8 protein-coding genes are annotated in these 13,008 nt (G+C 67.8%); 3 read left to right on the top strand and 5 right to left on the bottom strand.

From position 1 onward, the window contains the following. Positions 1 to 125: 125 nt before the first annotated feature. The 4 genes from AC5LSR_RS11360 to AC5LSR_RS11345 form a co-directional block, all read right to left on the bottom strand. Positions 126 to 539, bottom strand: a complete 414-nt coding sequence (locus tag AC5LSR_RS11360) for a MarR family winged helix-turn-helix transcriptional regulator (RefSeq protein ID WP_493468431.1) — start codon at positions 537 to 539, stop codon at positions 126 to 128. Positions 540 to 884: 345 nt separating this feature from the next. After that, positions 885 to 1,256, bottom strand: coding sequence for a DUF2752 domain-containing protein (locus AC5LSR_RS11355; protein ID WP_493464465.1), 372 nt, complete (start codon positions 1,254 to 1,256; stop codon positions 885 to 887). 172 nt (positions 1,257 to 1,428) lie between these two features. Next, positions 1,429 to 2,016 (bottom strand): TM2 domain-containing protein, encoded by a 588-nt coding sequence (locus AC5LSR_RS11350; protein WP_250280575.1) that lies wholly within the window; start codon positions 2,014 to 2,016, stop codon positions 1,429 to 1,431. Positions 2,017 to 2,558: 542 nt separating this feature from the next. Next, positions 2,559 to 3,533, bottom strand: a complete 975-nt coding sequence (locus AC5LSR_RS11345; RefSeq protein ID WP_250280577.1) for a nucleotide-binding protein — start codon at positions 3,531 to 3,533, stop codon at positions 2,559 to 2,561. A gap of 190 nt (positions 3,534 to 3,723) precedes the next feature. Between AC5LSR_RS11345 and AC5LSR_RS11340 the strand changes: the two genes are divergently transcribed. The 3 genes from AC5LSR_RS11340 to AC5LSR_RS11330 all read left to right on the top strand — a co-directional run bounded on the left by AC5LSR_RS11340 (position 3,724) and on the right by AC5LSR_RS11330 (position 10,881). Beyond that, positions 3,724 to 8,361 carry a tetratricopeptide repeat protein gene (locus tag AC5LSR_RS11340; RefSeq protein ID WP_250280579.1) on the top strand — a complete coding sequence of 1,546 codons (4,638 nt, stop codon included), beginning with the start codon at positions 3,724 to 3,726 and terminating at the stop codon, positions 8,359 to 8,361. Positions 8,362 to 8,363: 2 nt separating this feature from the next. Beyond that, positions 8,364 to 9,881 (top strand): AAA family ATPase, encoded by a 1,518-nt coding sequence (locus AC5LSR_RS11335; protein WP_250280581.1) that lies wholly within the window; start codon positions 8,364 to 8,366, stop codon positions 9,879 to 9,881. A 583-nt stretch (positions 9,882 to 10,464) separates the two neighbouring features. Next, entirely contained in the window at positions 10,465 to 10,881 is a 417-nt protein-coding gene (locus AC5LSR_RS11330; protein WP_250280584.1) for an SRPBCC family protein, read from the top strand. A gap of 275 nt (positions 10,882 to 11,156) precedes the next feature. On the opposite strand, the gene AC5LSR_RS11325 is transcribed toward AC5LSR_RS11330, so the two are convergent. After that, entirely contained in the window at positions 11,157 to 12,812 is a 1,656-nt protein-coding gene (locus AC5LSR_RS11325) for an AMP-binding protein (protein ID WP_250280586.1), read from the bottom strand. Positions 12,813 to 13,008: the final 196 nt, after the last annotated feature.

Genomic DNA, 13,008 nt, shown 5'->3' with positions numbered 1-13,008 from the left:
GGGAGTCCTCGTCGTCGGCGTCCGGAGCCGTGTCGAAGACACCGCCTTCGTCCATGAGGGCATATCGAAACCGGCCCCGTCCGGGACGACGGGACCACGCCGCCGGGCCTCGGCCCGGCGGTGGATCAGGGCTGCGCCTCGCGGCCCCAGGCGGCCAGGCCGGCGGCGAAGCCGGCGCGGTCACGGGGGGAGAGGCTCGCCATGGCGCGCAGGAGTGGCGCCGCGCGGATAGCGATGAACGACAGAACGGCCGGCCGGTACTCCTGCTGGAGGGAGACCAGGGTGCGGCGGCGATTAGCCGGGTCCTCCTGACGCTCGACAAGGCCGGCGTCGCTGAGGTTGCCGACGAGCTCACTGGCGGTCGACAGCGTCACGCCCAGCCGTCCCGCCAACTCGGTGACGCTGAGCTGCTGCCCGGTCAGCAACTGGGTCAGGACCGCGCCGTGGCGGGCGGTGAGCCGGCGCCTGCTGAAGATCTCCTGGAGCGCGGGCGGCATCTCCGAACGGGCCCGCTGGAAGTAGGCCGCCAGCAGCGGCACGTACCGCAGAACCTCGAGGTCCCGTTCCGTTGGCGAGACCGCCGTCTCCGGCGGGGCCGGTCCGTCCGGAGACGGCGGTGCCGGTTGTGTCCGGCCGGGTGCGGCCGCGTCTGTCCGCTGTTCGTGTGGCACGCTACGATCCTAATAAGGTTCGCATATTCAAAGCATGAGCCGATCCGAACCATCCACCCGGAAGGACGCGGGGCGCATGACATCGTCGATCACCTGTGCCGCCGCGAGAGCCCGAACATCATGAGCCGGCGCTCCTGCCCCATGGCCGCCTCATGGCGCATCGGTAAGGTGGGCTGTCACAGGACGTCACCACCGCTCAGGTGGACGTAGGAGTCAGGTGGACGTCGGAGTCAGCGGCCATCCGGGCAGGTTACGCACAACCATCCAGACGAGCGCGGCGCCGGCCAGGCCGTAGGCAAGCGGTCCGGGAACGCGCGCCCGTTCACCCAGAGCGGCCGCGCGCGCCTGCCGCCAGAGCAGATATATCAGCAGCGGGCTGCAGAACAGCACGAAAAGGTTGTCATGCACCGCGGCCCGCACCTGGCCGTGAAGCAGGTCGTGGACCAGGCGAAGACCTCCACACGCCGGGCAGTCGAACCCCGTGACAAGCTTTGTCGGGCACATCGGCATGACCACATCTGGATCATGCGGGTCGGCGACAAAAAGATAGCCGACGCCCAGCACGCACAACGGCGCGCTGAGCATCAGCCACTGACGGGCGGCAGTCCTGCCCGTACGGCTCCCAGTACGGTGACCACCGACGTCGTCCCGGTCCGGACGCCACGGTTCCCGCGACCTGGATGCCGTCCCAGCGCCGCCGGAAGAACAACACTCACGAAGCTTCCGGAAAGCCCGGCGACAGTATGCGATCATCGCGCTAGTCGCGGAGCGGGCGGCCATAACTGTCACGGACGTTGCCGGTGAGGATCATGATCCCATCGATCAGCGCCCAGATCCCGAGCCCACCACAGGTGAACAACTGGGCAAGCGCGATACCGGTATTCCCCAGATACCATCGCCCGGCCCCGACTCCACCCAGGAAAATCTGCAGGAGCCCGGCAACCAGCTTCTGTTTGTCCGAGTACGGCTCACCGGTCACCGGGTGGCGCCCGAACGGGGCCGACGGGTCGTACGCTCCCTGGCCGTAGCCCTGCGGGACGGGATAGCCAGGCGCCGGTGGATAACCGGGACCGGCCTGGTAACCAGGACCCGGCGGATACCCCGGGGCCGGTGGGTAACCGGAGCCCGGCGGGTATTCGGGACCCGGCGGGTATTCGGGACCAGCCTGGTAGCCGGGCTGCGGATACCCGGGAGCCGGTGGGTAACCGGAGCCTGGCGGATACTCGGGACCGGCCTGGTAGCCGGGCGGATACCCCGGAGCCGGCTGGTAGCCAGGACCGGTCGCACCGGGCTGGTCCCCGTAACCCGGCGACTGGCCGCGGTCCGGTTGTTCAGGTGTAGTCATCGAGTTCCCCAAGGAATCAGTGTTTACCCGCGCCGGGCAACCGGGTCCGACGTGCCGGCCCGCCCGCTGAATCGTGGGATGCCAGCAGAGCAAGGTCACGCTCTGCATTTCCCACACTACCGTCGGAGATGTCGATCAGAACAGTTCCGACCGGATGACCGGAGATCCCGGCGGGAGACAGAAGTTCTTCCGCCCGCGGCGCCTGCCGCGGGAATCCCGTACAGCCCGGTTCAATCAACAGCAGGACAATCGAAACATAAGATCGACGATCATCTGGCCGCGCCGCCCGGCGCCAGATGCTCGTCGAGCAGAGCCCACCCCCGTACAAGCGACACCCCTGACCGGCCGAAACCACCGACGGAGCTGACCAGAACATCAGCATACAGATTATGTCGATCCAGTCATGAGCCCACACCGATATCGCCGGGCCGGCATCCGAAGCGTCACCGGGAGAGAACACAGCCGAGTAACCGTGGCCGCACGTCGTTTCCGCCGGCCCGCCCCGGCTGACGTTCCGTCTCGGTCCGGGCCGCTGCGGGGGTTCAGGTCACCGGGACGGCGCCCACGGCCGGTGGCCGGGGTGCGACGGTTGCCTCGAAATCCCCGGCGGAATGCCAGTCGACGCCGCCGAGATCGGTCGGGCAGCCGGCCGCGGCCAGTCGCTGGGCCAGTTCCTGACGACGTTGGCTGTCGTTGCTCAACCGCAGGACGAGGCGGCCGCCGATGTCGCTGAAGGGCCGCACTTTCCCCACTTCGACGAGGACGGTGCGCCGCGCGTCCATGGCCATCGCCATGCCGGCCTCGAACAGGACGTTCGCGCGCGGCTGCCCGGTGTACTCCCTTTCGTGGGCAGGCTCGTCCGGGCGCCAGAACGCCGGGGCGAGACGGGCGTCGTCGTCCGGGGTCAGCAGCACCACGATCGCCCGTGCCAACGCGAACGCCTCGTTGAGTATCTCGCCGATGTACGGGGTCGGGCGGCCCGTCGCCCGCACGGCTTCGTTCCATTCGAGCGGCCGCAGGCCCACCGCCCGGAGAAAGGCGAACATCGCGTCCCGCGCCGCGGTGTTGCGGCCGTGCACGACGAAGACGGCCCGCGGATCCGGCCCGCCCGCCCCGGCCAGGGCCGCCGGGGCGGGCGGTGTGCTCGGGGCGGGCGGTGTGCTCGGGGCGGCCGTGCCGGCCGAAGCGACCGTGAGCGACGCCGGCCAGGCGATCATCTCGTCGGTCACGTCCCGCCCCCAGCGGGCCACGACCTCCTCCGCGGTTGTTCCCGCGTAGGGTCTGCGGACGGGGTCGGCGTGTACCAGCGAGAGCAGTTTTTTCGCCGGGAGATCCGTCCGGTTGATACGGAGCCGATCAATCATCTCCGGGAAGATGTTCCGGCCGCACAGGAAGATCGGACGACCCGCCCGGTAGGGCGCCAGGACACGTTCCTCGAGTTCCCGGTCGTCGAGGTCGAGTTGTGTTATCTCGTCGTCGGGGCCGGACCCCAGGCTGACACGGATATGGTAAGGCAAAATCCCTCCATTGCCCGTCCATTGGGCCTCTGCTGTGCCGAGGACCCAGGCCCGCCCTGGGCCTTCACCGGCCGGCAGCCGGGCTGCGGATTGATGCTACACTCGGCCAGCCTGCGCATCGGCACGGTTATGGCGTCGGGGGCGCCAGGATGCGTCCCCCGGGCGACTGACACGATGTCCGGGGGTAGCTGTGAAACTCTCGATCATTCGGCGGCGGGTACCGCTCGGCGCGGTGCTCACGGTCAAACTGCGCAGCGGCGAAACCGTGATCGGCGCGCTCCTCGCCGTCGAGGACGACGACTGCCTCGTTGTCGAGGTCGACCAGCGTGAATCACTCATCCTGGCCGAGACGATCGAAAAGATCGACTACAGCCCGGCCCAGACCGAGGAGAACACGGCCAACGGCGCGGCGCCGGTCATGGCGGCGCCTGCCGGGGCGGGCTCCCTCGCGCCGGCGGCCAGCTCGTCGCCTCCGTTGCCACCAGCGGCGTCGTTTCCGTCCCCGAACGGGCTCGCCGCGCCGCCAACGGCGGTGGTAGCGGCGGAACCAGTGGCATCCGAGGTCTCAACGCCGCCGGGCACGGCGCCAACAGCGCCGACGACGCCGGAGGAACCCCCCACCGCTCCGGCGCCGCCGGGACGGGTGGCCACCGCCAGCCCGCCGCACGCCGAGGCGCCCGGTACCGAGACGCCCGGTGCCGAGGCGCCCGCGGCCCATCTCGACCTCCTGCGGGAGCTGCATGCCAAACTCGCGCCGGACGTGCAGGACGCGCAGCTCGTTCCCGCCGCCCCGGACTTCCAGTCGCTGCCGGACCTGAAGCTCTACTACGACCTCGAGACCGTACTGGTGAACGATGTGCGGAAACGGTGGGACCAGGCCCGCAGCCGCTACGCCTACGCCACGAGGAACAACCTTTACGAACGTATCGACTACTGTGCCGCCGGCATCCGCGACCTGCTCGCCAAATATCCCTACCTGGCCGAGGGACACGCGCTTCTCGGCGCCCTGCTGTATGAGCGGGAGGATGTCGCGGGGTGCGGCGAGGAATTCTCGGAAGCGGTCGCCCTCGAATATGAGCCGGCCCTGTGTGACCTCGCCGCCTATCATCTGCTGACCGGTGACAAGGCGGCCGCGCGGCATTCACTGGCCGCGTATCTCGCACGCACATCGCCGGCCGACGATCCGCAGGCATGGCTGATGATGCTGAAACTCGTCGTCAGCGGCCGGGCCTTCGGCCTGCTCCGTCATGTCGCCGACACCGTGGTCGCGGCGGGACGGGGCATGAACGGCTCGCTCGCGAACGGGGTGGGCTACGTCGTCGTCGAGGCGTCCATTCCGGTGAGCCCGGAGCTGCAACGCCGGCTGGCCATCGCCGCCGGCCCCGCCGACCGTGACCGCGCCGCCGCGGAGGCGCTCGCCGGCATCCCGGTCGAGGCCGCGCGGCCGGTGCTCGTCCCGTCCGGGGCCGGCCGGCGCCGCACCAGCGCCGCATCCGGCTGGGCACAGCGAAAGGCGCCGGTCGCGGTACCGCAGAACGTCCGGGACGCCAGACGCCTCCAGGAACAGGCCGAGGAGTTCGCCCGGCACAGGCAGCACGGCCAGGCGATCAACCTGATCCGGCAGGCAATCGCTCTCGACCCGGCAAACGCCGCCCTGAAACGGCTCGAGGAGGAATGGGTCGCGGAGAGCCGGCACTCGGCGGTGCCGTCCGGTAACACCCCGTTCGCGCTCGCGGAACGCGCCAAACTTCTGCATCGTGACTATGCCGCCGCGGAACGTTTCTATCGACAGGCGATCGAGACCGACGACCGCCCCGAGAGCGCCGCCAAGAATCTCGCCTCTCTGCTGCACCAGATACACCGCTCCGACAAGGCGCTGGCGGTGCTGCGTGACTACGAGTCCTGGCACGAGGTCGCCAACCGCACGCAGTTCGACAACGTCGTGGCGGACATCGCCGCGCATTCGGGGAATATCGACCAGGCCGTTGAGCGGCTGACCGCCATGCTCGGCCGTACGCCGCGTCAGAACCACCCGCCGCTGCTCAACCGGCTGGCCACCGTCTACGCCCGGGACCGCCGGTACGACGAGGCCGAGAGGAAACTCGAGCAGAGCCTGCAGATCGCGCCGGACGACGCCTCGGCCAAGCGCCTGCTCGACACGCTGGTACAGGCACGCAAAACCGGCGTGTACAGCGAGGTCGACGCCATGGTCAAGGCCGGTTTCGCCGATGTCCGCAACGACAGCTTCAGCCCGGTGCTCAGTTTCGACCTCGACCGGTGCGAGTACGACTCGGTGGACGCCGTGAAGAAGTCGACGAAACAGTTCGAGCTGCGTGACGTCGACCGCGCCGAGAGCTTCGCCCGGCAGCGGGCCAAGGACGCCCGTGCCCACGACCGGGCCGGCGCCAACCTTTCGGCGGCCCGGATTCTTATCGACATCGGTTCCGACGACCTCTCCCGGATCCGGAGCAATCTGCGGTTCTACAGCGCGGCGATGGGCGACGCCATGGCGGCGGACCACAAACCGTTCGAGGCCATCCGGACCTATTACCAGGAGGCGCTGACGGTCAGCCCGAAATGGGAGGCCGACCTGCTCGGGGTGAAGCTGCGCCAGTTCCTGATGACGTTCTACGCGAGCAGTCCGGGCGATGTGCTCGACCCGGCGCCGCTGCGGGAGGCCCTCGAGTCCGCGCTCCGCACCTCCAGGCGCCAGTTGCTGGCGTCGCTGCTGCCGGTGACAGCGAAAAGCGTCGACCTCCAGAAACTGGTCGTCAACGCTGCCGCCTACACGAAGACGTTACGGGCGCAGGTTCTCGACGGGCTGCGGGAGGACATCGGCATCGAGCTCCCGCAGACCGGGCGCGACGAAGAGGACTTCGTCAACGCCTGGCTGACCGCGATCGACGTGCTGAAACGGCGCGCCGAGGAGACCGACCAGAACTTCCGCTTTCTCCACGAACAGGCCGGCGACCTGAGCACGCTCGGCCAGCAGAAGAACACCCTGGACCGCATCCAGCAGAGCAGCCCCACCGCGCTCGAGAGCCGGCTGCTGCGGGACGCGGCGGACCTGCTGAACGTCGTACGCGAGTACACCGCGCAGCAGAAATATCTCGAACAGGAACGTCTCGCCAAAAAGACCGACGACAGCTGCCGGCAGCTCGTCCGGTTGGCCGAGGAGAACCGGACCCAGCTGACGATCGGCGGCCTGCTCCCGTATGTCCTCCGGTTGCGGAAGGCCGTACGCGACCACTTCGCCGAGGTGGAGAGCGCGGCGGAGCCGAACGAGCTCGACACCCACCTTATTGTCGACAACGTGTCGCTGCCGGACGACGGCGCGGTCGGTGTGCAACTCGCGGTGAAGAACCGGCTCGGTCACAGCCCGGCGAGCCGGGTGCGGCTGGAACTGCTACTCGGCCCGGACGACGTGTACACCGCGCAGCAGCGGCACTTCCCCGTCACGGAGGCGCTCGGCGCGGGCGAGTCGGAACCACTGACCATTCCGATAGTCGTCGCACCGGCGGCGCGCTCCGAGCACGTGGTCACCCTGCGCACCCGGGTGTCCTTTGTGACCCGTACCGGGCACGAAGTCGTCTCCGAAGAGACCCTGCACGGGCTCCAGCTCTACTCGAAGGACGATTTCAAGGGCTTCGCCAACCCGTACAGCGCCGGGCACCCGGTCAAGGATCCGAACATGCTCTTCGGCCGGGACAGCCTCATCGCCGAACTCGCCGAGGCGATCCAGCACACGGGCACTAAAAGCATCGTGATCTACGGGCAGAAACGAACTGGCAAGACCAGTATCTCGGACCATCTCAAGCCGCGCCTGACCCTGCCCATCGTCCCGGTGTCGTTCAGTATCAACGACATCATCGCCGACCTCGGCGCCGACAACCACGGCTTCGCCAGCTTCTTCTTCCGAGTGGCCCGCACCGTGTACGACGCGGTCGAGAAGCTGGCCGTCGGACGTGGTATTCCGCTCGACGTCCCGGAGCCACGGCTGGCCGATATCCGGGAGCTTCCGCAGGGCGCCCTGATCGATTTCATGAAGCTGGTCCAGCGCTGGCTCACCCGCTTTGACGACCTAGCGGACGTGCGCTTCGTCCTGCTCATCGACGAGTTCACGAACATCTACGAGGAAATCCGGAAGCGCAACCTGCCGGACACGTTCATGAAAGCCTGGAAGGGCCTGCTCGAACAAGGAAACTTCAGCGCCCTCGTCATCGGCCAGGACCTCACCCAGGAGTTCATGCGGAACTATCCGAACGAGTTCCAGGTCAGCCGGGTCGAGCGGGTGAACTACCTTTCCCGGGAGGACGCGAGGAAGCTTATCGAGGACCCGATCCGGATCGGCGGCCGGCAGGGGCCGACACGTTACCAGGGCAACTCGGTGGACATGATCCTCGATCTGACGGCCGGCAACCCGTTCTACATCCAGAAGTTCTGCGAGCGGCTGGTCAACTACCTCAACCGGGGCAGCCGCATGTATGTGGGGCCGGCCGACGTGAAGGCCGTTCGGGATGACCTGGTCGCGTCGTTGCACGACACCACCGACTTCGACAACCTGCTCAATCCCGGTGACGTCCGGCTGTCGGCCATTCCACCGAAAAAGGTGATTGACACGCTGCTGGCGTGCAGCCGCGGCTTCGGCGCCAGCCGCTATCTCGACCCGACCACCCCGGAAGCCGGCCTGCTGGGTTGGGATGTCCGCCTCATCCTTGATGATCTTCAACTCCGCGACGTCATCGAACCGCTTCCGCCCGACCGCTGGCGGATACGGGTGGGGCTTTTCGCGCGTTGGCTTCAGGTCAACTACGCGAGCCGGTCGTGATCATGGGTACTCTGATCAACCCGTACAGCTATGGTGGCATCGTCTTCGGCGAGCGGTTCGTCGGCCGCCATGACGAACGGGCCCGCCTGCTGCAACGCGTCGTCCACTCGGCCGAGGGAGATTCGGCAGCGCTGGTCGGCCCGCCTCGGACCGGAAAATCCTCCCTGGCCTGGGAAACACTGATGACGTCCACGGCACGGCACGACGCGCCACAGGTGATCCCCGTCTGGATCACTCTCGCGGACCGCACCGGACTCACCGATCTCATCCGCACGATACTGGAACTTGTATACGACGATCTGAGCAAAGTCGGCGGGCTGCGCGACAGCAGACTACGCGACCCCCTGGATGCGGCGATGCGCCAGGCACTCGACCCGGGGCGGGAATGGGACGAGTTCTATATGGACGCCAAGAAAACCCTGCGCCTGGTGAGACGGCATGGCTGGCGGGTGATTGTCGTCCTCGACGAGTTCGACAGCGCCCGCAAGATCTTCGACGATCCGAAATACGCCTTCGATGTGCTCCGCGCGCTGACGAACGAGCAGGATGTACGGGTCATCTGGGTCACCACGTCCAGACGGGAGCTGCAACAGATCGTCGATCAGGCGGGAAATGTCGGCTCGAACCTCCCTCACCTTTTCGAGGAAATTCCGGTCCGGTGTTTCGAGGACGACGAGCTGGCGGAGCTCGTCGGGCGGGCGGTCGACAGCGGCGTCAAGATCAACGTTGTCGACGTGCTGACGGCGCTGCGTGAACTCACCGGCGGTCATCCCTGGCTGTCGAGCCAGGCGCTGTCGGAGGCATGTTTCATGATTGCCCGGACGGGCCAGGTCGATTGGGCGCTGATCACCCAGAAAATGTTCCATCCCTTCACCAACTACTACGACGACCTGTGCAAGCTCCTCTCCGAGGACGGCCGGCTCGACCTGCTCCTGGAGATTCTTTTCGGGCCCCAGCTGAAAGCGAAGGTCCGGGACCTCCTCCAACTCGCCAACACCGGAATACTGGTACCGTTCGACAGCGGCTACCGCGCCTTCTCGGCACACTTCTCCGACTATCTTCGCCTGCAGGCCAGGACCACCGACACCTCGGAACTCTGGTCAGACGCGACCGACAGCCTCCGAGATCATGTTGACACCACGTTCCGCACGCTGTTCGACGATCCGTGGGACGCGGCGGTGGAGCGGGAGAAGCCGTCGAGCGCCCCCGTCCTGGCCCATCTGCGGCAGGCCCGGGAACAGGAGGCCCGCTCCTTCGGCCCGCTGGCCAGCGCCGATCTGCTGGACTTCGCCACGCCCTCGGAGCTCTGGTTCTTCATCGAGCTTTACTGGGAGCTTTTCCAGCCCGTTCTCGGGCCGGCGGACCCGAACGCGTGGCGACCGAAGTTCGCTGTGCTGAACAAGGTCCGCCAGCCACTGGCCACCAGCCCCACGGGCGCCGTCAGCGCGCGCATGCGACAGAACGCCCGCGACTACTGCACGGAAATCCTCGAGAAGCTGAACAAGTCCTCCGCGCGCTGACCGGGCCTCACGCTCCCGACAGACACGACATCCCACGAGGAACCGGGACCACACCACGGCCACCAGCAGGTACCCCACCTGGCCACCCGCGGGGACCTCTACCTGGCCAACAACGAGGACTTTTTCATGGCCACGGACACACGGGGCTGCCGGTCGGCCTCTCGGCCTTTGGGGCGGCGAGCGAGCGGTCGCGGCGGGCCGATGTACCCCCGCACCGAAACCCGTCTGACGATTATCAAAGAAATGGTGCGCCGGCCCGCGCGGATTGCGCGGTTTTGATGATTCCCCTGCGCAAAGGGCCCGAAAAGCACTGTCATGTGACCGGCACCGCTTGACCGGGGCGGGCAACCGAATTATGTTGACCTTGTCGGCATCATTGATCCGTCGGTACACGACGGTTTCTGTCTCGATCCACCGAGAGCCGTTCGGCAATTCTTCCCGCCAGCGCGCTCCGGTGGTTCGGACAGTCCGGCGGGAGCCACGACGGCGATCTCGCCGGATGAATTGTCGCGACCGCAGTCAGGTCATGTGCCCCGACGCACCGAACAACCAACGAATCCGACCGTGGAGAGGACACCGGATCATGTGGGAGTACGAGCACTCGGCAACCGCGGAGGTCACCGCCGAGGCCGTGTGGAAACTCTACGTAGATACCGCTTCCTGGAGCATCTGGGACACGGGAATCGTCGGCCTGGCACTGGACGGGCCGTTTGTGCCGGGTACCACCGGAAAACTGACCCCCAAAGGACAGGACCCGGTGATCATCACCCTCGTCGAGGTGGAGGAGAACCGCTCGTTCATCGACGAAGCCAACCTCGGCGGCATCGTGCTGCGGGCAATCCACCGGCTCGAGCCACTGGCTGACGGACGCACCAGGATCACCCACCGCATCGAGATCACTGGCCCGGCCGCGGACACCCTCGGCCCACAGATCGGGCCGGCCGTCACCGCCGGCGTGCCGGAGACGATCGCGACACTGGCCAGGCTCGCGTCCGCCTGACCTTGGCACCGGCGCTGCTGCTCGCCCGAGACGGGCAGGGAACGGGCGGCGAACATACGCCGCCCTCCCTGATCGCGCCGGCCCCGCTGACCACGGCGTTCACCGAGCCGGACGGACGGCGGCGCGCCCCCGGCCCGGCGACGCCGCCGACCTGCCCCATGCTCCTGGCCCTGGCCCTGGCCCTGGCCAACGTGAACGACACACCCTGGTGTTCCCACAGCGGCACGCCCATACCCGTCCGGGCCCGCGTGCGGGACCAGGGTGAGCTCCATGGTTCAGGACTCGCCCCGGGCCAGCGCGCGGAGCCGGAACTTCTGGACCTTGCCGGTGGCGGTCATCGGGAGCTCGTCGACCAGGACGAGCCGTTCGGGCAGCTTCTGCGTGGCGATCCGGCGTTCGACGCGCAGGAAGTTCGTGATGTCCTCCAGCGTGGGTGACGCTCCCTTGACCGGGACGACGACGGCGCACGCCTTCTCACCGAGACGCTCATCCGGGTAGGCGACGACGGCGACCTGGGAGACGTCGGGATGCGCGACGATGTACCCCTCGATCTCGGCGGCGCTGATGTTGGTGCCGCCGCGGATGATGATGTCCTTGAGCCGCCCGGTCACCCGCAGGTAGCCGTCGGCGTCGAATCGGCCGAGGTCACCGGTGTGGTGCCAGCCCCCGCTGTCGATCGTCGCCGCGGTCCGCTCGGGATCACGCCAGTAGCCGAGGATCGCGCCTGGGCCCCAGTAGGTGATCTCACCCTCCTCGCCGGGCCCGACCGGGCCGTCAGGGCCGTCGAGCCTGATCTGGATGCCGTCGAGCGCGGGGGAACCGTCCGAGCCGGCGCGGCGCTCGATCGGGTCGCCGGGGTGGCAGCAGGTCGCCGCCATCAGCTCGCTGCAGCCGTAGAGCGGCATCAGCACACCGTTGCTGAAGGTCCGCTCGAACTCCAGGGCCAGCGTCTCGGGGATCGGCGCGCCGGCGCAGAGCCAGAATCGCATCGACGACAGGTCCCGCTTCGCCTCCGGTGCCGCGTCCAGCGCCATCCGGACGAACGGGGTCGCGGTCGCGGTGGCGGTGGTGCGGTACCGCTCGATCCGGCGCAGGCCCTCGTTCGGCTCCCAGATGTCGAGCAGATGCGTCTCGGCGCCGACGGCCAGCGGGACCAGCACACCGACGACCAGCCCGGTGGCGTGCGCGACCGGCGAGGGCATGAACATGACGTCCTCGGCGGTGAGCTGGAAGACGTCACGGGCCAGGCCGCGCCCGGAGAAGTCCAGCGTGTTCCAGGTGTGCACGCAGCCCTTCGCCGTGGACTCGGTGCCCGAGGTGTAGACGATGACGTGCGGGACGTCCGGCTCCGGGTACGGGCCGAACTCGTCCGGGCCGGGGATGGTGGCGGTGGCCTCGGCGAACGTCAGCTCGTCCGGGGCCGCGTCACCACGGGCGATCACGAGGGTTCCGAGGGCCGGGGCCTCGGCCTGCAGCGCGCGGAACATCGCCGCGTGGTCGAAGCCGCGGAAGGCCCCGGTGGTGATCGCGGCAACCGCGCCGGAGTTGCGCAGGACGTGGGCGATCTCCGTGTGCCGGTACACGGTCATGATCGGTACTGTGACCGCGCCGAGCCGCGCGAGCGCGAGGTAGGAGACCACGAACTCGGACCAGTTCGGCAGCTGGACGGCCACCCGGTCACCAGGCCGGACCCCGCGGCGCAGGAGCGCGGCGGCAAGACCATGGGCACGCTCACGGACCGTGGCATAATCGAGCTCGGTGGTGCCGTCGGAGACGAACCGGCGAGCTGGTGTCGCGTCCGCCCACCGATCGAGTAAGGCGGCGGCCGAGCCGTCCTGCCACCAGCCCTTCTCGCGAAACCTCCTGATCGATTCAGCGTCGTACCGGTCGTAGACCGTGAGCGTAGCCGTGTCTGTCTCCACACCGACCATCAGAACCTCCGCTTCGTCGTGGATACCTGAACGCGCATTCGTTTCGGCCGTGCGGGCCGGGCCGAAACGTCGGACGACAGGTGGCTCACCCCAGCCGCAAGCATGACCGGATCTTAGTAGCATAAGATCGATGTTTTCAATGGTTCGACCAAATAGTTGATTCAGGCAAGCATGTCCCCCCGCCCACGCACCCAGC

Source organism: Protofrankia sp. CiP1_Cm_nod4, assembly GCF_982290645.1.
This window is presented reverse-complemented; position numbering and strand designations above follow the sequence as displayed.